This is a genomic window from Winslowiella toletana (assembly GCF_032164335.1).
GTDB classification, from domain to species: domain Bacteria; phylum Pseudomonadota; class Gammaproteobacteria; order Enterobacterales; family Enterobacteriaceae; genus Erwinia; species Erwinia toletana_A.
On the sequence record NZ_CP134152.1, the window covers coordinates 4,633,768 to 4,660,466 of the forward strand.

19 protein-coding genes, 1 tRNA gene and 3 rRNA genes are annotated in these 26,699 nt (G+C 51.7%); 4 read left to right on the forward strand and 19 right to left on the reverse strand.

Annotated features, from left to right (window positions below):
* Positions 1-41 precede the first annotated feature (41 nt).
* The 4 genes from RIN69_RS21050 to RIN69_RS21065 form a co-directional block, all read right to left on the reverse strand.
* Complete coding sequence (locus tag RIN69_RS21050; protein ID WP_313854333.1) at positions 42-599, reverse strand: fimbrial protein; 558 nt, start codon at positions 597-599, stop codon at positions 42-44.
* Positions 596-1,345 (reverse strand): fimbria/pilus periplasmic chaperone, encoded by a 750-nt coding sequence (locus RIN69_RS21055; RefSeq protein ID WP_390902467.1) that lies wholly within the window; start codon positions 1,343-1,345, stop codon positions 596-598. The genes RIN69_RS21050 and RIN69_RS21055 overlap by 4 nt, the downstream gene beginning before the upstream one ends.
* Positions 1,346-1,394: 49 nt before the next feature.
* Complete coding sequence (locus tag RIN69_RS21060; protein ID WP_313854334.1) at positions 1,395-3,914, reverse strand: outer membrane usher protein; 2,520 nt, start codon at positions 3,912-3,914, stop codon at positions 1,395-1,397.
* Between the two features lie 163 nt (positions 3,915-4,077).
* Positions 4,078-4,611, reverse strand: coding sequence for a fimbrial protein (locus tag RIN69_RS21065; RefSeq protein WP_313854335.1), 534 nt, complete (start codon positions 4,609-4,611; stop codon positions 4,078-4,080).
* A 584-nt stretch (positions 4,612-5,195) separates the two neighbouring features.
* On the opposite strand from RIN69_RS21065, the gene RIN69_RS21070 reads away from it, so the two are divergent.
* Positions 5,196-5,576 carry a hypothetical protein gene (locus RIN69_RS21070; RefSeq protein WP_313854336.1) on the forward strand — a complete coding sequence of 127 codons (381 nt, stop codon included), beginning with the start codon at positions 5,196-5,198 and terminating at the stop codon, positions 5,574-5,576.
* An 81-nt stretch (positions 5,577-5,657) separates the two neighbouring features.
* On the opposite strand, the gene birA is transcribed toward RIN69_RS21070, so the two are convergent.
* The 10 genes from birA to pepQ form a co-directional block, all read right to left on the reverse strand.
* Positions 5,658-6,620 carry a bifunctional biotin--[acetyl-CoA-carboxylase] ligase/biotin operon repressor BirA gene (gene birA, locus RIN69_RS21075; protein WP_313854337.1) on the reverse strand — a complete coding sequence of 321 codons (963 nt, stop codon included), beginning with the start codon at positions 6,618-6,620 and terminating at the stop codon, positions 5,658-5,660.
* On the reverse strand, positions 6,617-7,654 hold the full coding sequence (gene murB / locus RIN69_RS21080; protein WP_390902468.1) for a UDP-N-acetylmuramate dehydrogenase: 1,038 nt from the start codon (positions 7,652-7,654) through the stop codon (positions 6,617-6,619). Before murB ends, birA begins: the two co-directional genes overlap by 4 nt.
* 165 nt (positions 7,655-7,819) lie before the next feature.
* Positions 7,820-7,935: ribosomal RNA gene (gene rrf / locus RIN69_RS21085) — 5S ribosomal RNA — on the reverse strand.
* 113 nt (positions 7,936-8,048) lie between these two features.
* Positions 8,049-10,957: ribosomal RNA gene (locus RIN69_RS21090) — 23S ribosomal RNA — on the reverse strand.
* 210 nt (positions 10,958-11,167) lie between these two features.
* Positions 11,168-11,243 (reverse strand) — tRNA-Glu (locus tag RIN69_RS21095).
* Between the two features lie 72 nt (positions 11,244-11,315).
* Positions 11,316-12,858, reverse strand: a 16S ribosomal RNA gene (locus RIN69_RS21100).
* Together the 16S, 23S and 5S rRNA genes with 1 tRNA gene alongside form the textbook arrangement of a ribosomal RNA operon.
* Before the next feature lie 402 nt (positions 12,859-13,260).
* A complete protein-coding gene (gene hemG, locus RIN69_RS21105; RefSeq protein ID WP_313854338.1) occupies positions 13,261-13,797 on the reverse strand; it encodes a menaquinone-dependent protoporphyrinogen IX dehydrogenase in 537 nt (178 codons plus the stop codon).
* Between the two features lie 18 nt (positions 13,798-13,815).
* Positions 13,816-15,267 carry a Trk system potassium transporter TrkH gene (gene trkH, locus RIN69_RS21110; RefSeq protein ID WP_313854339.1) on the reverse strand — a complete coding sequence of 484 codons (1,452 nt, stop codon included), beginning with the start codon at positions 15,265-15,267 and terminating at the stop codon, positions 13,816-13,818.
* A 35-nt stretch (positions 15,268-15,302) separates the two neighbouring features.
* The gene (locus RIN69_RS21115; RefSeq protein ID WP_313854340.1) at positions 15,303-15,920 is read right to left on the reverse strand and encodes an IMPACT family protein; all 618 of its coding nucleotides are present in this window, start codon (positions 15,918-15,920) and stop codon (positions 15,303-15,305) included.
* Positions 15,920-17,251 (reverse strand): Xaa-Pro dipeptidase, encoded by a 1,332-nt coding sequence (gene pepQ / locus RIN69_RS21120; protein WP_313854341.1) that lies wholly within the window; start codon positions 17,249-17,251, stop codon positions 15,920-15,922. The genes RIN69_RS21115 and pepQ overlap by 1 nt, the downstream gene beginning before the upstream one ends.
* A gap of 188 nt (positions 17,252-17,439) precedes the next feature.
* On the opposite strand from pepQ, the gene fadB reads away from it, so the two are divergent.
* Both fadB and fadA read left to right on the forward strand, forming a co-directional pair.
* Positions 17,440-19,626 carry a fatty acid oxidation complex subunit alpha FadB gene (fadB, locus tag RIN69_RS21125; protein ID WP_313854342.1) on the forward strand — a complete coding sequence of 729 codons (2,187 nt, stop codon included), beginning with the start codon at positions 17,440-17,442 and terminating at the stop codon, positions 19,624-19,626.
* A 10-nt stretch (positions 19,627-19,636) separates the two neighbouring features.
* The gene (gene fadA / locus RIN69_RS21130) at positions 19,637-20,800 is read left to right on the forward strand and encodes an acetyl-CoA C-acyltransferase FadA (RefSeq protein ID WP_313854343.1); all 1,164 of its coding nucleotides are present in this window, start codon (positions 19,637-19,639) and stop codon (positions 20,798-20,800) included.
* A gap of 93 nt (positions 20,801-20,893) precedes the next feature.
* Here fadA and fre read toward each other — a convergent pair whose 3' ends face one another.
* Complete coding sequence (fre, locus tag RIN69_RS21135; protein ID WP_313854344.1) at positions 20,894-21,595, reverse strand: NAD(P)H-flavin reductase; 702 nt, start codon at positions 21,593-21,595, stop codon at positions 20,894-20,896.
* A gap of 47 nt (positions 21,596-21,642) precedes the next feature.
* Positions 21,643-23,127 (reverse strand): 4-hydroxy-3-polyprenylbenzoate decarboxylase, encoded by a 1,485-nt coding sequence (ubiD, locus tag RIN69_RS21140; RefSeq protein ID WP_313854346.1) that lies wholly within the window; start codon positions 23,125-23,127, stop codon positions 21,643-21,645.
* 283 nt (positions 23,128-23,410) lie between these two features.
* Here ubiD and rfaH point away from each other — a divergent pair, with 283 nt between their 5' ends.
* Positions 23,411-23,899, forward strand: a complete 489-nt coding sequence (gene rfaH / locus RIN69_RS21145) for a transcription/translation regulatory transformer protein RfaH (RefSeq protein WP_313854348.1) — start codon at positions 23,411-23,413, stop codon at positions 23,897-23,899.
* A 74-nt stretch (positions 23,900-23,973) separates the two neighbouring features.
* On the opposite strand, the gene hemB is transcribed toward rfaH, so the two are convergent.
* The 3 genes from hemB to tatC all read right to left on the reverse strand — a co-directional run bounded on the left by hemB (position 23,974) and on the right by tatC (position 26,699).
* Positions 23,974-24,996, reverse strand: a complete 1,023-nt coding sequence (gene hemB / locus RIN69_RS21150) for a porphobilinogen synthase (RefSeq protein ID WP_313854349.1) — start codon at positions 24,994-24,996, stop codon at positions 23,974-23,976.
* Positions 24,997-25,070: 74 nt separating this feature from the next.
* Positions 25,071-25,853, reverse strand: coding sequence for a 3'-5' ssDNA/RNA exonuclease TatD (gene tatD / locus RIN69_RS21155; protein ID WP_313854351.1), 783 nt, complete (start codon positions 25,851-25,853; stop codon positions 25,071-25,073).
* Between the two features lie 93 nt (positions 25,854-25,946).
* Positions 25,947-26,699: a Sec-independent protein translocase subunit TatC gene (tatC, locus tag RIN69_RS21160; RefSeq protein ID WP_313854353.1), complete on the reverse strand. Its 753-nt coding sequence runs from the start codon at positions 26,697-26,699 to the stop codon at positions 25,947-25,949.

Consider the following 26,699-nt stretch of genomic DNA (forward strand, 5'->3'; position numbering starts at 1 on the left):
CATTACTCCTCCGGCCATCTTTACTCACATAGCGTGGCAGCCTATAGGTAAGCTGCACGCAGAGTGGCGGTGGCCCTGATCTGACCGCGCGCCAGCACCGTCCCTTGACGCTTAACCGGCACCGCTTGCAGCAGCGGTGGCTGGCCAATATCTATCGATACCGGTTTGTTAATCTCCAGTGGCGCCCCATCCAGCAATACTCTTATTGCCAAATCCGGCATGTTGGTATCCAGTGCGGTGATATCAAAAGGGCTGACTGCCCCAGTCAGCGTCAATGTCACCATTGAGGCTAAGGGGGCACCGGGGCAGTCCAGCTGAAAATCGATATTTTGCCGATAATGCTGCCCGTCGACGTTTTCCGCGTTAAGGTTATCGCCAAAATCGACCGCTATCTGCTGGCCCTGATTAATGATGCAGGCAGGAGTAATCAGCACCACACGCAGCGTTAAATTTTGCTGCGGGAGCGCATGCGCAACACTCCACACGGTAAAAATGACCGCGACAACCGATGCACTGCAGAGCAACAGGATTCTTACCAGCCAGCTGCCGTTTTTTTTGCATGGCTGCCTGTGCTTAACTCCGGGGGGATCGATCATCATTGGCTCTGCTTCGCCACCCGGCATCGGTCTGCCTCACAGCGAAATTTCAACTCAACGCGCCCACCGTAGTCATTAACGTAAGTCAGCACCGGCGCTGAGCCCAGGCTGGATAGCGAACCTCCCAGCCATGATTTATCTCGTGGTGCAATCATTAGTGGTGCAAATCCCGTCGCCGTAGTGTTGTTATGATTGCTCCTCGCATCTACCAGCGTAATGAAGTAAGGCGTCGGATTATCGATCTGATAGCGATCGTCGAGCCGGGTCAGCATCAGCTGCTGCTGCCACGGCGTCAGCCGCTCCGCATCACCGGGCACAATCGCGGTTGGCCGATAAAACAGCTTAATGCTGGTTTGCAGCGCAATTTGTAAAGTATTCGGCTTGTCGCTACGCGGCGGAATTTCACGCAGATTAAAATAGAAAAGGCTCTCGCGATCCTGCGGCAGCCGTTCGGCGGCCGCTAGCGCCTGTATTTTTATCTGGCTTCTTTCACCTGGCTCAACGCGTTGAACCGGAGGCAGCACCACTAATGGCAAGCTATTTTTTTCTCCCTGCTCATCGGTTAGCCAGCCCTGAGCTAAAAAGGGCAATTGCTTATTTTCGTTACTGATACTGAGGCTGATCGCCCTGTCGCCGGCGTTATAGATAACTCTGGTGCGGTCGAGCGCAATAGCAGCCACTGCAGTGGGTATATTCAGGTTCACCAGCAAGGCGACGACCATGGTGCAGCCGGGCAAATTGAGTTTCATATCACGCTGTCCATCCCTGTGACGATTATCGAATGACGGTCTAAAAAAGCTATCCAGCACCACCCTGCCATCGACGGCAGGGCAGACTCAACGCTGATAACGGCTGATCTGATAACGAATGCGGTATTTGTATATAGCACTGAACGCTATTGGCCCACTCGACCGACATTCGTGCTCCGGGCCGAACTCCACTCAGCCAGGCATTGCCCTCATCGCTGACCATACCGGTCTGCTGCAATTTCTCATTGCGTAGCAATGCCCCAAATGGCGGAAAATCCCCCTTATCGAGGCGGATATTGACCATCGCTTTCTGACCGGCAATGACATTGAATTTGCGATAACCGATAGCACCTTCCGTCAGAGTGGCCTGTACCACCGATCGGGTTGCTTCAATATCATCAGGCAGCGCTTCAACATCAATGCGGACGCGGTTTCGGTAATAGCTGTGCATATCCGTCAACACCGCCTTTCCAAAAGTATTGCTCCTGACCGGGCTGCCATATCCTCTTATCGGTACATCAGCAATTCCATCCACATCAACCAGCAGCCGGGTACCACCCGATGCCGAAACGCGATGCCACGCCCCTCCTTCTGCCGTCAGGGTTGCGCCCCCCTGCGCCGATAATCCAACAGAGCGATACTGCCCTGGTTGATAGCCAGCACTGGCGCTCAGTTGCGCACTATTCCCCACATGGTTATAGAAGCCACCGATTGCTCCGCCTTGAGGCGTGTTGCCAACACTCAGCTGATAGTTACGCTGCTCGTCGATATTGCTGAAATAACCAACGCTTTGCTCGAACTGTTGATTATTGCGAGAAAGGTTAGAACTGAGTGTCGATTTCGCGCCCCAGGGCAGCGCGAATGAGATCCAGCCACCATCATCGGCGCGATCACTGAACTTATTGCGATAAACGGCCAGCGATACGCTGATATTTTTCCAGCCGGTCAGATCGAAAACGCGGGCTAAGGTCAGGTCATATCGTTCGCTGTGAGGACGATTCCAGTAACTCTGATGGCTGTAATTCAGGTAGGCATCCAGTTTCCAGCGCATCAGCTGCTGCTTAAAGGTGAGTGTATAGAGCTGCTTGCCGTGAGGATTGAGTAAATTCTCATGCTTTGCCAACAGATAATCCGACATCGTCATAAAATCGCGATCGGAAAAACGATAGCCGGCAAAGCTTAACTGGCTGGCTGATGATTCAAAACGTTTGGAATAATTAAGACGCAGGGATTCCCCGCTCAGGCTGTAATCATCAGAGACGTATGCACGCGACAGGGTGCTATCAACAGATAATGCGCCGAGGACAGACAAATCACGTCCAATACCCGCCGACACTGCCTGATACTCTCCTCCAAGAATACTGCCACCATAAGCTGACCAGCCATTAGCAATACCCCATGATATTTCTGCACTGGTAAACAGTGGATCGGTGAGATGATGTGTAAATAGCGAAGGCCTTCCGGTAGCCAGTTTGTAACGCACCATGCCCGGACGAGTCAGGAACGGTATCGCCGCGGTATCAGTTTGAAAGTGCTGAATACTGCCATCCTGCTCTTCAACACGCACATCCAGCTTACCCGCCACCGCATCACTGATTTCCTGAATACGAAAAGGGCCAGCAGGTACCTGAGTTTCGTACAAAATACGATTTTGCTGGCTAATCACCACCAAAGCATTAGTTCGCGCTACTCCGGTAACTTCAGCGGCATAGCCTCGTAAACCCGGCGGTAACATACTGTCGTCTGAATTCAAACTTGCGCCAGTAAAGCGGAAACTATCAAAAATAGCTGAATCGAGGTTATCTTCTCCCAGCGTCAGACGCGCACGCAGGCTGGGTAGTGCGCGCCAGGCATAGTAGCGACTCCAGTCGACCTCATACTGACGGCCTTCCCCGCCCGGTTTTTTCTCATCATAGCGGCCTTGCCACTCAGCACGCAGGCGCCATGCATCAAGGTTAGCGCCGGTGACGCCATTGCCACTGATAGCGTAACTCTGCGTGGCGTAACGATGCTGTTCAGCGGCCTGTATATTCAGATTATAATCCAGCAGTACACCCGCAATGCCGTCGTCCCAGCGCGAAGGCGGATCCCAGTCAGCAGTCTGAAATTCCAGCCAGTTTTGCGGAATTTTCACGGTCAGTACGCCCTGCCCCAAATCGCCCCGCACCTCCATCCCGGCAATACTCGAAATATCCAGGCACTCACCCCGGTGCCACCAGGTCAGCCGGTCCAACAGATTGGGTTTAATGGCAAACGCCACTACATCGTTGTGGGTCAGACAAGCCTGGCTATCCTCTGGGTTATCATCAAGAGGATAGAAATCAATGTTCTGCTCGGGTAATTCATGGCGATTGATCATAATGGACATTTGATAGCTCCCGGGTAAAATAAATCCACGGCGAGAAAACTGCGCAAAATCGATATTCCCCCTGTCCTTTACATCCATCACATCCGTGTTGAAACGAATTTCATTTGCCTCTGCGGGTAAGCTATCTAGTAAAAAACCAATTAATATCGCCTTCGGCAGGCAACCAACAGCAGCAAAACGGCCATTTTTTTTATTACTCATTGGATAATTTCTTATTCGTTATCCACTTCAGTAATCCCTTACTGCCATTGTTTTCACCGCAAGAAGAGTGAAGAATCAAATTCCGGGCTGACATCGAGTTATTAACGATTACTTTTACGTGATAATGGGCATGTGACATTGCGCTTCACATGCCCATTCCTGTTTATGGATAGGCGAGTGTGAAACCAGCAATACTTTGGAATTCTCCAGGAATAATTGTAGCGGAAGCACCGCCACCCTGAAGAAACGCGCTATAAACCAGCGTGTTATAACCATTCAGCAGTGTTTGCGGCGTCGTCGGAACGCCTAACTTTATTTTGTTATTACTGCCATCATTCATCACGATGCTGGCACCGCTGGCAGTCCCGCTAATTCCCAGACTATCCGGGTCATATGCAGATACTGAGCCAGAGAAGGTGGTTTGTACGGTTTTCAGCGTGCTGATATCGCAGTTTTCAAGTTTGATTTGGAATGGGCGTGGTACGGAGGTGCCATTCTTGCCGTTAGCGGCCAGTGCAACATTCGACACCTGCCCGAGATCAACGGTCTGATCGACTGTATCAGGGCTAATTGAACAGGGTGAGTCAATAATCGCTCCATTAAACGTCACTTTACCATGACCGGCATCGGCGGCATCGGCGACAGAAACAGAACCAAATATCATCACTGCGGTCATCATGATCTTATTAAATTCCATCACTTCTTATCCTTTTTAAATTCAATCACAAGATTTACTTTCACTTTAAAAAATGAACATATAGATTTTGATATGTGTGTATTTTTAAATGGCAAGCACGAGTGAACGTCTTAACAACTGCCATACAAGTGATTATAAAGAAACAATCTGATGACAGAATGATGGCATCGTGAACGATTATCCGGTATTCAGCGATAAAACTACTTAAACGAAGAATCCTTCTCCGCCCATAGTCTTAATTCAGATTGTCATTAAAACCTTACAAAGAAGAAATAGGATTTAAAAGTAATATTTTCTCAGCAGTTAAATACGAAATTTTTCACTTAACAGATTAATATAGATAATTCATTGCGACATAACAGGTCGCGAAGATATACTAGCCAGCACAAAACACTATACATTTAATTTTTAGTAAAATATTAGTTCCTTAAAATCATTTACAGTCTACAATATCCGGCATAGCTGACCATTTAAAGGATAAAAAATCCGTCAGATATTTTCATAAATAACTGTTTGGAAAGGGATTTTAAGAACTATCTTAATAAGTTTTTGTGCTAATTCACATGACAAGGAGTTCACTATTTATGAGAAATGGAAATTTACATTTACAGCATTTTGTCTCAGGACTTTTGCCGCATGCGGAAGATGTCATTACCTGGCAGGGGGCGAAAAAAAAACCGGCAACAGAAACAATCAGCCGAGGTAAAAAGCGCAATATTCTGCTTGAGGAGCTTTATAATGCTCTGCTCAAGCGCTGTCAGAAGTTGCCGCCACCTGCTTACGAGGAGTGGATTAGCACAAGGGTACTGGCTGAAGATTGTGAGATGGGTATATATCAAACGCGCAGTATTCTGTTAAAACTGGTAGAGCAACAGCGTGTGATTGTTACCCCAGCGCCAATAGCTAACTCATTGAGATGGTATGCGCTAATTAAGGACGGTTCGACAGAGTCAGCGGGAAAGTAATCTTTTATTACTTTTGGCGGCAAAACTACCTGTTGCGACTTTCATTCACTGGAGGCTGAAGAGCCTCCAGTTGGGTCGGTCCTACAGTTGTGGTCGGAGCGAGATCTCCCCTCCTACCCAGGATTTAGTCACGCCGTCCTGCTCCAGTAATAATCCACCCTGCTGATCAATACCGCGCGCAATTCCCAACACCTCACGATCGCCTATCAGTAATTTAACCGGTCGATTGATGAAGTTATCCAGTGCTGCCCAGCGTTGAAGAAACGGAGCCAGTCCGTCACGTTCAAAGTCCAGCAGTGTACGGCGCAGTTTATTCACCAGCATTGCCGTCAACGCATTGCGATCAATATTGATACCGGCTTCTTGCAGATTGATCCAGCCCTGATTTACCACTGATGCATCAGGTAAACGCATTGCCAGATTTATACCGGCACCAATCACCAGATTAGCTGCATCACCCGTTTTTCCCGTCAGTTCCACCAGAATGCCAGCCAGTTTACGATCCTGTAAATAAAGATCGTTAGGCCATTTTACTCTGACATCTTCGGCACCCAGCTCCTGAAGCACTTCCGCCATGACAATACCGATAACCAGACTCAGCCCCATAGCGGCAGCAGGGCCCTGCTCCAGGCGCCAGAACATTGATAAGTAGAGATTAGAACCAAAAGGGGAAAACCACTGACGACCGCGACGGCCACGACCAGCTTGTTGATATTCCGCCACACAAGCATCACCAGACTGCAATGAGTCCATACGATCCAGCAGATACTGATTAGTTGAATCAATTACCGGGATCACTGAAACACGGTGTTTATCCAGTTGTAGAGCAATGCTTTCTTCATTAAGTAACTGGATCGGCGCAGCAAGACTGTAGCCTTTTCCGGTCACAGTAAAAACATCCAGCCCCCAGTCTTTTAGAGTCTGGATATGTTTATTGATCGCCGCACGACTCATTCCCAGCGTTTCACCGAGTTGTTCGCCAGAATGGAATTCACCATCAGCTAAGATGCTGACCAGTGCTAAGGGTACGGTATTATCTCTCATGCGATCACCTCGACAGCATTTTTCTCGCCGGTGGCTCCAATAAAACGCACTTCAGGTTCGAGCCAGACATCAAATTTATCACCGACACGCTGACGAATATCATGGGCTAAGGCGACGATATCCTCAGCCGTTGCCTGCTGCTGATTGATAATTACCAGTGCCTGCTGACGATGTACCGCCGCCCCACCTTTGCAATATCCTTTAAGATCGCATTGATCGATCAGCCAGCCAGCCGCCAGTTTCACCTGACCATCGGTCTGCAAATACTGAGGGACCTGTGGAAATTCACTGGCAATCCCAGCAGCTTGTTCAGGGCTTACTACCGGGTTTTTAAAAAAGCTTCCCGCATTACCCGTAACCTGCGGATCGGGAAGCTTACTGCGACGCATGTTACATACGCTGTCAAAAATTTCCTGTGGAGTAACCGTCGATGGATCCAACCGGGTTAAATCACCATAGGTCATGACAGGCTTCCAGGCCTTTTTCAAACGTAAACCAACTGCGACGATGGCATAGCCCTCGCGATAGTGATGTTTAAATACACTATCGCGATAACCAAACTGACACGCTTCGGCAGGGATGTGCTCAATTTCTCCACTATTGAGATTCAGCACATCAACGTAATCGCAGATTTGATTCAATTCGACGCCATAAGCACCGATATTCTGGATTGGAGCAGAACCTACACAACCCGGGATCAGCGCCAGATTCTCCAGACCAGAGAAACCATTCTTCAGGCTGTACTCGACCAGAGCATGCCAGTTCTCGCCGGCAGCCACATGCAATAACCAGGCATCATCATCCTCAGTAACTTTGATACCTTTCAATCGGTTAACCGCAACTATTCCCGCAAAGCACTCCAGAAAAAGCACATTGCTGCCCTCTCCAAGTAACAAAAAAGGGACGGCAGCACTTCGACTCTCGTGCCATGCTTCAGAGAGCTGCTCCGCGGTTTCAGCAAGGATGATTTTCCTGGCATTTGCGTCGATTCCAAAGGTATTAAAGGGCTTTAGTGAATTGATATCGCGGGACATGACTGAGCCTTTACTGATTTATCTGCGCACAGTTTACCCGATTGTCAGGGTTTTTAATGGAAAAAATGATGAATGAGATGCTGTTATCACAGCATAGAAGAGGATTTTCAGGGGCTTTAAACGCAAAAAACCCCCAGCTTACGCTGGGGGTTATCGCAATTTGATGCCTGGCAGTTCCCTACTCTCGCATGGGGAGACCCCACACTACCATCGGCGCTACGGCGTTTCACTTCTGAGTTCGGCATGGGGTCAGGTGGGACCACCGCGCTAAAGCCGCCAGGCAAATTCTGTTATCCGCGCCGCCCCTGCAGGCCACGCGAATCAATCCGTTTCGAACAAGCTGAATATTGATGGTTCTCTCACTTCACAACCACCAAAACACTTCTGGCGTTGTAAGGTTAAGCCTCACGGGTCATTAGTACCGGTTAGCTCAACGCATCGCTGCGCTTACACACCCGGCCTATCAACGTCGTAGTCTTCAACGTCCCTTCAGGACCCTCAAGGAGTCAGGGAGAATTCATCTCGAGGCAAGTTTCGCGCTTAGATGCTTTCAGCGCTTATCTTTTCCGCATTTAGCTACCGGGCAATGCCATTGGCATGACAACCCGAACACCAGTGATGCGTCCACTCCGGTCCTCTCGTACTAGGAGCAGCCCCTCTCAATTCTCCAGCGCCCACGGCAGATAGGGACCGAACTGTCTCACGACGTTCTAAACCCAGCTCGCGTACCACTTTAAACGGCGAACAGCCGTACCCTTGGGACCTACTTCAGCCCCAGGATGTGATGAGCCGACATCGAGGTGCCAAACACCGCCGTCGATATGAACTCTTGGGCGGTATCAGCCTGTTATCCCCGGAGTACCTTTTATCCGTTGAGCGATGGCCCTTCCATTCAGAACCACCGGATCACTATGACCTGCTTTCGCACCTGCTCGAGCCGTCACTCTCGCAGTCAAGCCAGCTTATGCCATTGCACTAACCTCACGATGTCCGACCGTGATTAGCTGACCTTCGTGCTCCTCCGTTACTCTTTAGGAGGAGACCGCCCCAGTCAAACTACCCACCAGACACTGTCCCCACGCCGGATTACGGCGCCAGGTTAGAACATCAAACATTAAAGGGTGGTATTTCAAGGTTGGCTCCACGCAGACTGGCGTCCACGCTTCAAAGCCTCCCACCTATCCTACACATCAAGGCTCAATGTTCAGTGTCAAGCTGTAGTAAAGGTTCACGGGGTCTTTCCGTCTTGCCGCGGGTACACTGCATCTTCACAGCGAGTTCAATTTCACTGAGTCTCGGGTGGAGACAGCCTGGCCATCATTACGCCATTCGTGCAGGTCGGAACTTACCCGACAAGGAATTTCGCTACCTTAGGACCGTTATAGTTACGGCCGCCGTTTACCGGGGCTTCGATCAAGAGCTTCTCCTTGCGGATAACCCCATCAATTAACCTTCCGGCACCGGGCAGGCGTCACACCGTATACGTCCACTTTCGTGTTTGCACAGTGCTGTGTTTTTAATAAACAGTTGCAGCCAGCTGGTATCTTCGACTGGCTTCAGCTCCGGGAGCAAGTCCCTTCACCTACGCGCCAGCGTGCCTTCTCCCGAAGTTACGGCACCATTTTGCCTAGTTCCTTCACCCGAGTTCTCTCAAGCGCCTTGGTATTCTCTACCTGACCACCTGTGTCGGTTTGGGGTACGATTTCGTGTTACCTGGAGCTTAGAGGCTTTTCCTGGAAGCATGGCATCAGTTACTTCACCACCGTGGTGGCTCGTCATCACGCCTCAGCCTTAAAGCATTCCGGATTTGCCTGGAATGCAAGCCTACACGCTTAAACCGGGACAACCGTCGCCCGGATAACCTAGCCTTCTCCGTCCCCCCTTCGCAGTAACACCAAGTACAGGAATATTAACCTGTTTCCCATCGACTACGCTTTTCAGCCTCGCCTTAGGGGTCGACTCACCCTGCCCCGATTAACGTTGGACAGGAACCCTTGGTCTTCCGGCGAGCGGGCTTTTCACCCGCTTTATCGTTACTTATGTCAGCATTCGCACTTCTGATACCTCCAGCAGACCTCACAGTCCACCTTCGACGGCTTACAGAACGCTCCCCTACCCAACAACACATAGTGTCGCTGCCGCAGCTTCGGTGCATGGTTTAGCCCCGTTACATCTTCCGCGCAGGCCGACTCGACCAGTGAGCTATTACGCTTTCTTTAAATGATGGCTGCTTCTAAGCCAACATCCTGGCTGTCTGTGCCTTCCCACATCGTTTCCCACTTAACCATGACTTTGGGACCTTAGCTGGCGGTCTGGGTTGTTTCCCTCTTCACGACGGACGTTAGCACCCGCCGTGTGTCTCCCGTGATAACATTCTCCGGTATTCGCAGTTTGCATCGGGTTGGTAAGCCGGGATGGCCCCCTAGCCGAAACAGTGCTCTACCCCCGGAGATGAGTTCACGAGGCGCTACCTAAATAGCTTTCGGGGAGAACCAGCTATCTCCCGGTTTGATTGGCCTTTCACCCCCAGCCACAAGTCATCCGCTAATTTTTCAACATTAGTCGGTTCGGTCCTCCAGTTAGTGTTACCCAACCTTCAACCTGCCCATGGCTAGATCACCGGGTTTCGGGTCTATACCCTGCAACTTAACGCCCAGTTAAGACTCGGTTTCCCTGCGGCTCCCCTATACGGTTAACCTTGCTACAGAATATAAGTCGCTGACCCATTATACAAAAGGTACGCAGTCACCCTGATAAATCAAGGCTCCCACTGCTTGTACGTACACGGTTTCAGGTTCTGTTTCACTCCCCTCGCCGGGGTTCTTTTCGCCTTTCCCTCACGGTACTGGTTCACTATCGGTCAGTCAGGAGTATTTAGCCTTGGAGGATGGTCCCCCCATATTCAGACAGGATGTCACGTGTCCCGCCCTACTCATCGAACTCACAGCAAGTGCAGCTTCGTGTACGGGGCTATCACCCTGTATCGCGCCACTTTCCAGAGGCTTCCACTGCTGCACAAACTGATTCAGGTTCTGGGCTGTTCCCCGTTCGCTCGCCGCTACTGGGGGAATCTCGGTTGATTTCTTTTCCTCTGGGTACTTAGATGTTTCAGTTCCCCAGGTTCGCCTCATTAAGCTATGTATTCACTTAATGATAATGCAACGAATTGCATTGGGTTTCCCCATTCGGGTATCGACGGTTGTAGCGCCTCATATCGGCTTACCGTCGCTTATCGCAGATTAGCACGCCCTTCATCGCCTCTGACTGCCAGGGCATCCACCGTGTACGCTTAGTCGCTTAACCTCACAACCCACAAGTGTTTCCACTGCGGTTGTAAGCATTTGAGAGACTCGAACACATCGCGATTCATTTCTTATTACGGAGAAATGAGACGACGCGTCGTTTCAATTTTCAGCTTGTTCCGGATTGTTAAAGAGCAATATCTTAAAACCTGACTCGAAAGTCAGCTTTAAGATATTTTTTGATAACGTCTTTCACTTCGTTATCAGAGTATGGCGTCCCCAAGGGGATTCGAACCCCTGTTACAGCCGTGAAAGGGCAGTGTCCTGGGCCTCTAGACGATGGGGACTCTGTGGTTCTTTTGCTCGTTAATTTCTATCAGACAATCTGTGTGGGCACTACGCGGGTATCTTCACATAGGTAAGGAGGTGATCCAACCGCAGGTTCCCCTACGGTTACCTTGTTACGACTTCACCCCAGTCATGAATCACAAAGTGGTAAGCGCCCTCCCGAAGGTTAAGCTACCTACTTCTTTTGCAACCCACTCCCATGGTGTGACGGGCGGTGTGTACAAGGCCCGGGAACGTATTCACCGTAGCATTCTGATCTACGATTACTAGCGATTCCGACTTCACGGAGTCGAGTTGCAGACTCCGATCCGGACTACGACGCACTTTATGAGGTCCGCTTGCTCTCGCGAGGTCGCTTCTCTTTGTATGCGCCATTGTAGCACGTGTGTAGCCCTGGCCGTAAGGGCCATGATGACTTGACGTCATCCCCACCTTCCTCCGGTTTATCACCGGCAGTCTCCTTTGAGTTCCCGACATTACTCGCTGGCAACAAAGGATAAGGGTTGCGCTCGTTGCGGGACTTAACCCAACATTTCACAACACGAGCTGACGACAGCCATGCAGCACCTGTCTCACGGTTCCCGAAGGCACTAAGGCATCTCTGCCGAATTCCGTGGATGTCAAGGCCAGGTAAGGTTCTTCGCGTTGCATCGAATTAAACCACATGCTCCACCGCTTGTGCGGGCCCCCGTCAATTCATTTGAGTTTTAACCTTGCGGCCGTACTCCCCAGGCGGTCGACTTAACGCGTTAGCTCCGGAAGCCACGCCTCAAGGGCACAACCTCCAAGTCGACATCGTTTACGGCGTGGACTACCAGGGTATCTAATCCTGTTTGCTCCCCACGCTTTCGCACCTGAGCGTCAGTCTTCGTCCAGGGGGCCGCCTTCGCCACCGGTATTCCTCCAGATCTCTACGCATTTCACCGCTACACCTGGAATTCTACCCCCCTCTACGAGACTCAAGCTTGCCAGTTTCAAATGCAGTTCCCAGGTTGAGCCCGGGGATTTCACATCTGACTTAACAAACCGCCTGCGTGCGCTTTACGCCCAGTAATTCCGATTAACGCTTGCACCCTCCGTATTACCGCGGCTGCTGGCACGGAGTTAGCCGGTGCTTCTTCTGCGGGTAACGTCAATGACGAAGGTTATTAACCCTCATCCCTTCCTCCCCGCTGAAAGTACTTTACAACCCGAAGGCCTTCTTCATACACGCGGCATGGCTGCATCAGGCTTGCGCCCATTGTGCAATATTCCCCACTGCTGCCTCCCGTAGGAGTCTGGACCGTGTCTCAGTTCCAGTGTGGCTGGTCATCCTCTCAGACCAGCTAGGGATCGTCGCCTAGGTGAGCCGTTACCCCACCTACTAGCTAATCCCATCTGGGTTCATCCGATGGTGTGAGGCCCGAAGGTCCCCCACTTTGGTCTTGCGACGTTATGCGGTATTAGCTACCGTTTCCAGTAGTTATCCCCCTCCATCGGGCAGATCCCCAGACATTACTCACCCGTCCGCCACTCGTCACCCAGGGAGCAAGCTCCCCTGTGCTACCGTTCGACTTGCATGTGTTAGGCCTGCCGCCAGCGTTCAATCTGAGCCATGATCAAACTCTTCAATTAAAAAGCTTGATGCTCAAAGAATTAAAACTGTTATTCGTAATGAATATAGTAGTCACTCTTGAGACTTGATATTTCAAATTTTTTCCATCCGAAGATGGTTTGCGATATCAACCCTGCGAGTGCCCACACAGATTGTCTGATAAATTGTTAAAGAGCAGTGCAATCAGCGATTTGGCTTGCTGTTGCGAGGTGGCGTATATTACGCTTTCCTCCTTCAGAGTCAACCTCTTTTTCAGAAGTTTTTCTCCGGCGGTTCAGAACTTCCTGAACCTCTCAACACCGTGGCTGGTAAGCCGTTGTTCCGTGTCGATGGAGGCGCATTATAGGGAGTTTCCGACGGGTGACAAGTGTTTATTAGAAAAAACATTCTGACCGATTTAATTTTCAACAAAGCGCGTTTTTTTACTGCACTTTGCCGGGTAAATGAGCGAATTCGTGAGCAAAACGGCCCACTTGTGCCCAGTCGGTATATTCCACTTCTTTAGTTGTGTCAGTTTCGCCGCCGGTCATGCGCATAATAAGCTGAATCATCGTCCGATCGAACCAACGATATCGCGGGTAACGCAGCGCACCAGCGAATACCGCACAGCAATCTGGCTGCCAGGGAGAATGCAGCAGAAACTTGCGGGTGTAGGCATTAGTTTGCGGTGTGCGCTTCTCAGCTTTCCGCGCGGTCAGATTGACCGAGAAGAAACCGCTGACGCGTTGCTGTAATTCCGGCAAGTGACGCTTAACGAATTTCGCTACCATCGGATGGAAATGACCGTAGCGGATTGATGCGCCGATTAGCACCCGATCGTACTGCGACCAGTTGATCTCTTCGACACGCAGAATATTGAAAATGTCACACTCCATCTCCTCTTTTATACTGTTAGCGATATAAGAGGCAATTTCACGCGTCTGGCCTTCACGGCTGGAAAAAAGAATTAGCGCTTTCATAGGTTTTACTCGTTGTTATTATTCACGCCAGAAGGTCGGGGTAAACAGCACCAGTAACGTGAATACTTCAAGACGCCCAAACAGCATCGTTACAATCAAAATCCATTTCGCCACGTCATTCATCGACGTGAAGTTATCGGCCACCACACCCAGCCCTGGGCCAAGGTTATTAAGCGTAGCCGCTACCGCCGCAAATGCGGAGAAATCGTCAACGCCAGTGGCAATGATTGCCAGCATACTAAGGATAAATACCAGCGCATAGGCTGAGAAGAATCCCCATACCGCTTCCAGGATACGCTCGGGCAAGGCACGGTTACCCAGTTTAATGGTGTAAACCGCATTAGGGTGCACCAGTCTTTTCAGTTCGCGCGAGCCTTGCTTAAACAGCAGCAGGATACGAATGACCTTCAGGCCACCACCAGTTGAACCGGCACAGCCACCAATAAAAGCAGAACACAGCAACAGCACCGGTAAAAACAGTGGCCAGCGCGCAATGCTGTCAGTAGTGAAACCGGCGGTGGTCGCCATTGATACCACCTGGAAAAATGCCTGGTTCAGCGTCTGCAAACCGGTCTGATAAACGTCATGGAACCACAGCACCAGAGTACAGACTACCACCAGCGTCAACTGCACGCCGATAAACATACGGAACTCAGGATCACGCCAGTAGACCCGAAGGTTACGGCCACTGAGTAAAGAGAAGTGCAGACCGTAGTTACAACCCGAAATCAACAGAAAAATGGCAATAATAGTGTTGATGGTCGGGCTGTTAAAATAGCCAATGCTGGCATCATGGGTAGAAAAACCACCAATAGCGATAGTCGAGAAGCTATGGCCAATTGCATCGAACAGCGACATGCCAGCCGCCCACAATGCCACCGCACAGGCTACGGTCAGCAATACGTAAATCAGCCACAGCGTTTTAGCCGTTTCGGCAATACGTGGGCGCATCTTATTGTCTTTCAGTGGCCCGGGCATTTCGGCGCGATAGAGCTGCATCCCACCGACGCCGAGAATCGGCAGAATGGCTACCGCCAGCACAATGATTCCCATACCACCAAGCCATTGCAACATTTGCCGGTAAAACAGGATGGCTTTCGGTAACGAGTCAAGCCCCACCAGTGTGGTAGCTCCTGTAGTGGTCAGGCCGGAAAAGGATTCAAAAAAGGCATCCGTCACACTGAGGTTAGGCTGCTCGGAGAAGATAAATGGCATCGCCCCGACGCTTCCCAGTACCGTCCAGAACAGCACCACAATCAAAAAGCCTTCACGCGGCTTTAATTCACTTTTCTCTTTGCGATTAGGCCACCACAGCAGGGCACCGATAATCAATGCCATAAAGAAGGTTTGACTGAATGCACGACCAGCGCCGTCCCGATAGATCAATGCCACCAGACCAGGGACGATCATGGTTCCGGAGAACAATATGACCAACAAACCGACGATGCGGGTAATGGCGCGAATATGCATTCAGCCGTTTCCTTAACCTGACAAATAGAGGGAAATTATTGTTTTATCGGGATGAGCTGCAATGCGCCCCGACTAAAGTCTGACAGATTCTGCGTAAATCCGGCAATCTGCGCATAGGGTAGCGCCAGACTGATCGAAACCACATCGAGAAACTCGCTGTCCAGCATTTTGCCATCAAAGCGCTTAATCATTCTTTCGATATCAGCCAGTTGGGCATAGTCGCAGCTTAACCTGAACGGCTGCATCGGTACTTTTAGCTGGCGCGACAGCTGCTTTAAGCCTTGCTGAACGCCGCCGCCATACGCTTTAACTAATCCGCCAGTACCGAGCTGAATACCGCCGTAGTAGCGCACGACCACTGCGGTAATTTCTCCGATATGACTTCCCATCAACTGGGCCAGCATTGGCTTACCTGCCGTACCAGAAGGTTCACCATCATCAGAGAAACCCAATTGCTGTGAATCTTCCGGCGCACCGGCAACCCAGGCCCAGCAGTGATGCCGGGCCGCAGGATGTTCGCTTTTAACTTGCTGAACGAAAGCGCGCGCCGCTTCAACGCCGTCGGTATGGGCCAACAGCGTAATAAAGCGGCTTTTCTTAATGATTTCTTCACTGACGCTCAACGGCTCAGCGGGAATGTCATACGCATTCATCAGGCAAGGTTCAGGTCGCGCGTCATATTTTCCACACGGTTATCGTAAATCACCACATTATCTTCGATACGAATGCCGCCATAAGGTTTCAGGCTATCGATACGTTCCCAGTCAAAATATTGGCTGTATTTACCTTCACGCCACGGAGCCAGCAACGAATCAATAAAATAAAGGCCTGGCTCGATGGTTAACACCATCCGCGGCTCCAGCACCCGCGTGCAGCGCAGATAAGGATACTGCTGCGGCGCAGCCAGATGAGTACCACGATCGTCCTGCATAAACCCGGCAACATCATGCACCTGTAATCCCAGTGGATGGCCTAAACCGTGTGGCAGGAACGGGCCGGTCAGATTCTCTTTCACCATCGCTTCTTCACTCAGCCCTTTCACCAACTGATGTTTAAGCAGCAGTCTGGCAATGCGCTGATGCATTTGCTCATGATATTCGGTATAGCGCACGCCCGCTTTCAGCGTATCGATCAGCGCCAGCTCTTCACTGTTCAGGTCATTAACCAGCTCAGCAAACAGACTGTCGCTCTGCGCGGCATAGGTACGCGTCAGGTCAGCAGCGTAACCGTTATATTCCGCACCGGCATCGAGCAGGAAACTACGCAGCTGCTCAGGTGGCTGCTGTTGCAGCTGAGTATAATGCAGCACTGCAGCGTGTTCGTTGAGTGCCACGATATTGCCATAAGGTACATCGGTGTCACGATGACCGGTAGCGGACAAGTAGGCAACGTTAATATCGAACTCACTCATGCCGGACAGAAACGCTTCTTTCGCTGCGCGATGGCCGAGCACGGCTACCTTCTGCGCCTGGCGCATACAGGCCAGCTCATAATCGGTTTTATATGAGCGATGATAGTGCAGGTAATCCAGCACGCCTTGCGGATTAACACGATCGGCCTGAATATCCAGCTGAGTTGCACGCTGTGGCACCGGGCCAATATAGGCGACATTCTGGCGCGCTGCGGGCAGCAGCTGTGCGATCTCATCAGCATTTTTCAGCTGAACAATTTCGATTTCATCCGTCCAGAAACTTTGTGGCAACGGCTCGACGTTATGCCAGTAATCGACCGGCGACCAGAACCACAGTTTCGGCTTATTGACACCGTCTATCCATAACCAGCAGTTAGGCACCTGTGTCACCGGCACCCAGGCTTTGAACTGCGGATTAACCTTGAAGGGATAGCTATGGTCGTCGAGGAAAACCGTCAGTAACTCCCCGGAATGGATCAGCATCGCATCCAGTTTAAAACGCGCTAACACCTGCTGCGCGCGCTGTTGCAGCACAGAAATATGATCTTTATACAGCGTAACCAGTGAGTCCATTTACTTCTCTCCGTCGCACTAAAAAGTGCCCGCATCTTATCACAGCCAGGCAGACGATGCCGTTATGCCGCAGCTGTGATCTTGTTAGCAAATCAGCAAACTTCCATTTGCAAATAGTTAACATCAAACCCACACTCACGATCATCTGGTATGACCAGATCCCTTTATCGCTGTTTCAGGAGACTGACATGCTCTACCAAGGCGAAACCCTTTCTCTGCGCTGGCTCGATGATGGCATTGCCGAGCTGGTATTTGATGCACCTGGCTCGGTCAACAAGCTGGATACCAAAACTGTCGCCAGTCTGGGCGAAGCGATTAGCGTGCTGGAAAAACAAACTGACCTGAAAGGTCTGTTGTTAACTTCAGCCAAACCGGCGTTTATTGTCGGTGCCGATATTACCGAATTCTTATCACTGTTTGCCGCTCCGGCGGAGAAGCTTGAACAGTGGCTGAATTTTGCCAACTCAATTTTCAACCGTCTGGAAGATCTGCCGGTACCCACCCTTGCTGCCATCAGCGGCTATGCGCTGGGCGGCGGCTGCGAATGTGTGCTGGCGACCGATTTGCGTATCGCCACGCCAGATACCCGCATCGGCCTGCCGGAAACCAGACTGGGTATTATGCCGGGCTTTGGCGGATCGGTGCGACTGCCACGTCTGCTGGGTGCGGACAGCGCGCTGGAGATTATTGCCGCAGGCAAAGATGTTGATGCCAGTCGCGCATTAGCTATCGGACTGGTCGATGCCGTCGTGGCTACGGAAAAGCTGCGTGATGGCGCGATTGCGATGCTGAAAGAAGCCATTGCTGAGCCGCAAAGCTGGCGCGCACGCCGTCAGCCGAAGCTGGAGCCGCTGAAGCTCAGCGCAATTGAAGCCGCAATGAGTTTCACCATCGCCAAAGGCATGGTTATTCAGACCGCAGGCAAACACTATCCGGCACCGATTCGCGCTGTGAAAACTATTGAAGCCGCCGCCGGTCTGACACGCGATGCCGCGCTGAAGCTGGAAACCCAGGCCTTTGTTCCTCTGGCTCGTTCAAATGAAGCCCGTGCGCTGGTCGGCATTTTCCTCAACGATCAATATCTGAAAAGCAAAGCGAAAAAACTGACGCGCGATATTGCCACACCGCAGCAGGCAGCCGTGCTCGGCGCTGGTATTATGGGGGGCGGCATTGCCTATCAGTCGGCATCAAAAGGCGTGCCGGTGATCATGAAAGATATTAACCAGAAATCACTGAATCTCGGCGTAAATGAAGCGGCTAAATTGCTGAACAAGCAGCTGGAGCGCGGAAAAATCGACGGCATGAAACTCGCCAGCGTGATTGCCACTATTCAGCCGACTCTCGACTATAACGGTTTCGAGCGGGTTGACGTGGTAGTGGAAGCGGTCGTCGAGAATCCGAAAGTAAAAGCCGCGGTGCTGGCCGAAACTGAAAGTAAGGTACGCGACGACACCATCCTCGCCTCTAATACCTCAACCATTCCCATCAGCTATCTGGCGAAATCCCTGCAACGTCCGGAAAACTTCTGCGGTATGCACTTCTTTAATCCGGTACATCGTATGCCGCTGGTTGAAGTGATTCGCGGCGAGAAAACCTCAGAAGCCACGTTGGCTAAAGTCGTGGCCTGGGCCAGCAAAATGGGTAAAACACCGATTGTGGTGAATGATTGCCCCGGCTTCTTCGTCAACCGCGTGCTGTTCCCCTATTTTGCCGGTTTCAGCCTGTTGCTGCGCGACGGTGCCGACTTCCGTCAGATCGATAAAGTGATGGAGAAAAAGTTTGGCTGGCCAATGGGCCCGGCGTGGTTACTGGATGTCGTGGGTATTGATACCGCTCACCACGCGCAGAGCGTGATGGCCGACGGTTTCCCTGAACGCATGAAGAAAGATTATCGCGATGCCATCGACGTGCTATTTGATGAAGGTCGTTACGGCCAGAAAAATCAGCTGGGATTTTATCGCTGGCAGACAGATGCCAAAGGGAAAACGAAGAAAGTCGACGACGCCGACGTTGGTAGCTTGCTGCAAAACGTCAGTCAGCCAACGCGTGAATTCAGCGATGAAGAGATCATCGCGCGCATGATGATTCCGATGATTAACGAAGTAGTACGTTGCCTGGAAGAAGGCATTATTGCCAGCCCGGCGGAAGCCGATATGGCGCTGGTGTATGGTCTCGGTTTTCCGCCATTCCACGGTGGCGTATTCCGTTATCTCGATACGCAAGGTAATGCGCAATTTGCTGACCAGGCACGGCAGTTTGCCAGCCTCGGTGCGCTGTATCAGCTGCCGGCAGGCCTGGAAGCAAAAGCGCAGCGCAATGAGTGCTGGTATCCGCCAGCAGAACCAATGGCCGATGCCGACCTGAAAATCGCGTGAGGAAATAATAATGGAAAACGTTGTCATTGTTGATGCAATCCGCACGCCAATGGGCCGGTCAAAAGGTGGAGCCTTCCGCCACGTGCGCGCTGAAGATCTTTCCGCCCATTTGATGCGTGCGCTGTTAAGCCGCAACCCGGCACTGGAAGCGGCTTCACTCGACGATATCTATTGGGGCTGTGTGCAGCAGACGCTTGAACAAGGTTTTAATATTGCGCGTAACGCGGCGCTGCTGGCTGAGATCCCACATAATGTTCCGGCCACTACCGTTAATCGCCTGTGCGGTTCATCGATGCAGGCCCTGCACGATGCGGCGCGCGCCATCATGGTCGGCGATGCACAAGCCTGCTTAATTGGCGGCGTCGAACATATGGGCCATGTCCCGATGAGCCACGGTGTTGATTTTCATCCCGGGCTGAGCCGCACCGTTGCCAAAGCCGCAGGCATGATGGGTCTTACCGCCGAGATGCTGGCGCGCATGCACCAGATAAGCCGTGAGATGCAGGATCAGTTTGCCGCCCGCTCTCATCAGCGCGCGTGGGCCGCGACTCAGGCCGGACATTTCCGCAATGAAATCGTCGCCACTTCCGGCCATGATGCTGACGGCGTACTGAAGCGTTATGATTTTGATGAGGTTATTCGCCCGGAGACTAACGTGGCCGGGCTGGCCGCTCTGCGCCCGGCGTTTGATCCGGCAAATGGCACTGTCACCGCCGGCAGCTCGTCGGCACTCTCTGATGGCGCTGCCGCGATGCTGGTGATGAGCGAATCCCGCGCCAGAGATTTAGGCCTGACGCCTCGCGCACGGATTAAATCAATGGCGGTCGTCGGCTGCGATCCTTCCATTATGGGCTATGGCCCGGTTCCGGCATCGAAACTGGCACTAAAACGCGCAGGGCTGAGCGTCAGCAATATCGATCTGTTCGAACTGAATGAAGCCTTTGCCGCGCAGACGCTGCCGTGTATTAAGGATCTGGGCCTGCTGGATAAGATAGATGAAAAGGTGAATCTGAACGGTGGCGCGATTGCGCTCGGTCATCCGCTCGGTTGTTCCGGCGCGCGCATCAGCACGACACTGCTGAATCTGATGGAGCGTCGTGATGCGCAATTTGGTCTGGCGACCATGTGCATTGGTCTCGGCCAGGGTATTGCCACGGTATTCGAACGCATCTGATACGTTGAAATTGTCGTACTTGTTTCTTTTCCCGCCTGTCAGGGGCGGGTTTTTTCGTTTTTGACGGGCAAACCAGCGGCTTGCCCGGCGGGCTTAAATAAACGCGAAGGCATCGCCATACATATGCGCTTCCAGCGCACCGCGTTCGGCGCAGAAACGATCGCGGGCAATTTTCGCCATTTCAAAACGGCCAGCAATATAAATATCGTGCTCGCTCAGCGTAGCGTAATCCTGCATCACCGCAGTTAATACCGTACCGTTGCGCCCTTCCCAACCCGCTTCAGGCTGCTCAACGACCGGAATGACCTTCAGATTAGGATGCTTAACCGCCAGCGCGTTCAGCTCTTCCAGATCGTACAGGTGCTTCAGTTCACGTCCACCCCAATAAATGGCGATATCGCGTTGCGGCTGCTCGGCCAGCGCGGTCAACAGGATTGAACGGGCGTAAGAGAAGCCGGTGCCACCGGCAATCAGGATCAGTGGGCGCTCGCCCTCTTCACGCAGCCAGGCATCGCCATGCGGAATATCAACGGTGATTTCACGCTGTTGCTGAATGCGCTCCATTACCGCCATCGCATACAGGTTCAGCTCGGAAGCACCGATATGCAGCTCAATAATATCTTTTTCCATCGGGGTTGAAGCCAGTGAGAATGGGCGCTTATCACGCTCATCCATCACTACCATCAGGTACTGACCAGCACGGAAACTGAAATCAGCTTCCGGCACCAGGCGGACTCGGTACACAGTATCGGTAATAGCCTCAACCGAGGTCACTTTACAGCTCAATATTGTCATGCGTTCCCTCTGTCGGGTCGTCATTATCATGAGTTCGCTACGGCGTATTAACGCTGTGGCGATTGATTAAAAATAGCTAACTCATCCCAAATAGCATCAACGCGTGCGGTAACCGCCGGATCTTTAACGATCGGCCTACCCCATTCACGCTGCGTTTCGCCAGGCCATTTATTGGTGGCATCTAAACCCATTTTTGAACCCAGACCGGAAACCGGTGAAGCAAAGTCGAGATAATCGATAGGCGTATTCTCAACCAGCACGGTATCGCGCGCCGGGTCCATACGCGTGGTGATCGCCCAAATCACATCATTCCAGTCGCGCGCATTCACATCATCATCACAGACAATCACAAACTTGGTGTACATAAACTGCCGCAGGAATGACCAGACGCCCATCATCACGCGCTTGGCATGTCCGGCATACTGCTTTTTCATCGTCACTACTGCCAGGCGATAAGAGCATCCTTCTGGCGGCAGGTAGAAATCGACAATTTCGGGAAACTGCTTTTGCAGAATCGGCACGAACACTTCGTTTAATGCCACACCCAACACCGCAGGTTCATCCGGTGGACGACCAGTATAGGTTGAATGATAGATGGCATTACGGCGTTGCGTTATGTGCGTTACGGTGAAAACGGGAAAGTTATCGATTTCATTATAGTAACCGGTATGGTCGCCATACGGCCCTTCCGGCGCCATTTCACCGGCTTCGATATAGCCTTCAAGTACAATCTCAGCACTGGCAGGGACTTCAAGATCGTTGGAGATACACTTAACCACTTCGGTTTTAGTGCCACGCAGCAGGCCAGCAAAGGCATATTCAGAAAGCGAATCAGGAACCGGCGTCACCGCGCCTAAAATAGTGGCAGGATCGGCACCCAGCGCCACCGATACCGGGAAACGCTCGCCGGGATGAGCCTGGCACCACTCCTGAAAATCAAGTGCGCCGCCACGATGAGACAGCCAGCGCATAATCACCTTGTTTTTACCAATGACCTGCTGGCGATAAATACCGAGGTTTTGACGCTCTTTTTCCGGACCGCGCGTAACGGTCAGACCCCAGGTAATCAGCGGTGCGGCATCTTCCGGCCAGCACTTCATCACCGGAATACGCGATAAATCCACGTCATCACCCTGCCAGATCTCTTCCTGGCATGGCGCATTGCGCAGCCGTTTGGTCGGCATATTCAGCACTTGTTTGAACTGCGGCATTTTATCAAACAGATCGCGGAAGCCTTTTGGTGGCTCAGGCTCTTTCAGAAATGCCAGTAACTTACCGACTTCGCGCAATGCGCCAACATCCTCCTGGCCCATACCCATCGCCACGCGTTTTGGCGTGCCGAACAGATTGCAAAGCACAGGCATATCATAACCCTTGGGATTTTCGAACAGCAGCGCCGGGCCGCCAGCACGCAGGGTGCGATCGGCGATCTCGGTCATTTCCAGTTCGGGATCGATCTCAAGACTGATTCGTTTTAATTCCCCGCGTTTTTCCAGCAGAGAAATGAAGTCGCGTAAGTCGTGGTATTTCATGCCTTTCCATCATTACGGCCGGTGAATCGGCCATTATAAGGCTGAATCATCGGGCATGCTTGTTTTTGTTCCCCCGAGTCTGATACAGGTGAAGCGGGCGCGTCAATTTCCAATTGTGCGTAACGTAACAAACGCCCCACTAAACACCCGCAGGCTTAACGCCATAACTTCGGATATTTCGTAGATCACGTAACATAACCCATCCAGTCAAAACGCGCGATGCTGCTACAACTTACACAGCGGTTTTGTTATTCTTAGCCTCCGGTTATGAGAAAGTGAACTTATGGAATCCTGGTATTTACTGTACTGCAAACGTGGTCAACTCTTGCGCGCTAAAGAGCATCTTGAGCGTCAATCTGTGCACTGTATTAGTCCAATGATCGCCATGGAAAAGATCGTGCGCGGCAAACGTACCACCGTCAGTGAGCCACTGTTCCCCAACTATCTTTTTATTGAGTTTGATCCCGAAGCCATTCACACCACGACGATTAGCGCCACCCGTGGCGTTAGCCACTTCGTACGATTTGGTGCCCTGCCAGCAACAGTGCCGCAGGATGTGATTAGCGTGCTGCAAACTGAAACACCGCAAAATATGGTCGACCCTGAGACGCCACAACCGGGCGATGAAGTACTGATTATTGACGGGACTTTTGAAGGACTGAAGGCCATCTTCACCGAACCGGATGGTGAAGCGCGCTCGATGTTACTGCTTAATCTGCTGAACAAACAGATTGTTCGCAGCGTGGATAACAAGCTGTTTAATAAGCTGTGAACAGTCGTGCAACAGCATACCTCTGCCGAGATTTACAGGGCGACAGTTATCGCCGCCCGTTCTGAATCCGCTTTCTAGCGCTGCATCTGCTCATCGTGTAACCACTGGGCTACACGTTTTGAGAAGTAAGTCAGAATGCCGTTCGCGCCTGCGCGTTTAAAGCACAGCAGTGACTCCATCACCGCCGGTTTCTCTGCCAGCCAGCCATTCTGAATCGCCGCCATATGCATCGCATACTCGCCAGAAACCTGATAAGCAAAGGTTGGTACGCCAAAGCTATCTTTAACGCGGCGTATCACATCCAGATACGGCATACCCGGCTTCACCATCACCATATCTGCGCCTTCTTGCAGATCCTGAGCAATTTCCTGCAGCGCTTCGTCACTGTTGGCCGGGTCCATCTGATAAGTCAGCTTGTTGCCACCTTTCAGATTGCCGGATGAACCGATTGCATCGCGGAATGGGCCGTAGTAGCAGGAAGCATATTTCGCTGAGTAAGCCATGATTTGCGTATTCACCAGACCGTCCAGCTCCAGCCGGTCGCGAATCGCGCCAATACGGCCATCCATCATGTCGCTCGGTGCCAGAATCTCAGCACCGGCTTCGGCGTGAGAATAAGCCTGGCGTACCAGAATCTCTTTGCTGATATCGTTAATCACGTAGCCATGCTGGTCGATAATGCCATCCTGACCGTGGGTAGTGTACGGGTCGAGCGCCACATCAGTCAGCAGGCCCAGCTCTGGCACCGCGGCTTTCAGCGCACGCACTGCACGCTGCACCAGCCCGTCCGGATTATAAGCTTCTTCCGCATGCAGGGATTTCTTGTCGGCTTCAATCACCGGGAACAGGGACAGTACCGGGATACCCAGTTTGGCGATAACTTCCGCTTCTTTAACCAGCACATCAATGGTCATGCGGAAGACACCCGGCATCGAAGGCACTTCCTGCTGCTTGTTATGGCCTTCCATCACAAATACCGGATAGATCAGGTCATTTACCGTCAGTTGATTTTCGGCAACCAGACGACGGCTGAAATCATGACGACGAACGCGACGCAGACGGCGGCCTGGAAAGGCTCCTGGGAAAGCAAAACTCATCAGATAAAACTCCTGTGAAAGGCGCTACAGGCGGCAATGATAACGCCTGAACGCCAGTATGGGTGGGACCTGTTCTAAGTGATATTAAACAGATTTCGCGAATTTTTAGTGGTCTGCTGTGCTAACCACTCAGCATCTTCACCACGCCAGGCGGCGACCTGCTGAACGATATGCGGCAGAAAACAAGGTTCATTGCGGCGGGATGGCGGCCGTGGTCTCATATCCCGGGGCAACAGATAAGGCGCATCGGTTTCCAGTAGCAGTCGCTCTGCCGGAATCAGCGGTAACAGTTCCCGCAGTTGCAGGCCGCGACGTTCATCGCATACCCAACCAGTAATACCGACGGATAAACCCAGCGCCAGGCACTCTTCCAGTTCCGGCTGGGTGCCGGTAAAACAGTGCACCACCGCACCGGGCAGCTTCGCGATCCACGGTTTTAAAATCTCGACGAAACGCGTATGGGCATCACGACAGTGCAGAAAAACCGGCATCGCCAGTTCTGCGGCTAACGCCAGCTGCGCGTCAAACGCATACTCCTGCTGATCGTGGGCAGAAAAGTTGCGGTTAAAATCCAGTCCGCATTCACCTATTGCCACCACTTGCTCACTTTCCGTCAGGCGACGTAAGGTCGCGGCGGTTTCGCCCGACCATTCGCTGGCATGGTGGGGATGAACGCCGGCGGTAGACCAACAGTAATTCGGATGCAGCTGCGCCAGGCTCTGCGCCTGCTGACTTTCCAGCGCATTGGTGCCGGTAATCAGGATGCCGGTTACGCCCGCCTCACGCGCACGTTTTACCACCTTCTCGCGGTCTTTAGAGAACTGCGTACTGGTCAGGTTTACACCGATATCAAACATATTTCTTTCCAAACAGTAACCGCCCTTACGGGCGGTTGGCTATGACTTTAAATTCCTCGCGGCAAGGCCGGAATCTCCTGGTTCTCCTGATAATCAGGATTCGGATTCCTGTTCCTTATCCTGACGACCTTTTCCTACATAGAACCGACCAAAGAATACGCCGACTTCAAACAGGCAGTACATCGGAATAGCGAGCAAAGTTTGCGAAAGAACGTCCGGCGGCGTCAGTAACATACCGACCACAAACGCACCAACCAGCACATAAGGACGTTTTGCCTTCAGATCTTCCGGGGTAGTCACGCCCGTCCAGCACAACAATACAATGGCAATAGGCACTTCGAATGAGACGCCAAACGCCATAAACAGCGCCATGACGAAATCAAGGTAGTTATTAATATCAGTGGCTATCAGCACGCCTTCCGGTGCAGTTTTAGCAAAAAAGCCAAACGCCAGCGGGAAGACGACGAAATAGGCAAACGCCATGCCGAGATAGAACAGCGCCGAGCTGGAAAACAGCAACGGCATCACCAGCCTGCGCTCGTGGCGGTAAAGCGCCGGCGCAACAAACGCCCACACCTGATGCAGAATGACCGGTATCGCAATAAATACCGAAACAATCATCGTCAGCTTGATAGGCGTAAAAAACGGTGATGCAACGTCAGTGGCGATCATACTGGCACCGGCAGGCAGCTGTTTGATTAGCGGTGCGGAAACGATTTGATAGATATCATTGGAGAAATAAACCAGTGCCAGAAAGATGACTAACACTGCGATAATGCAGTTTAGCAGGCGCTTACGCAGCTCTATCAGATGACTGATCAGCGGTTGGGTATCTTCAACTGCCAT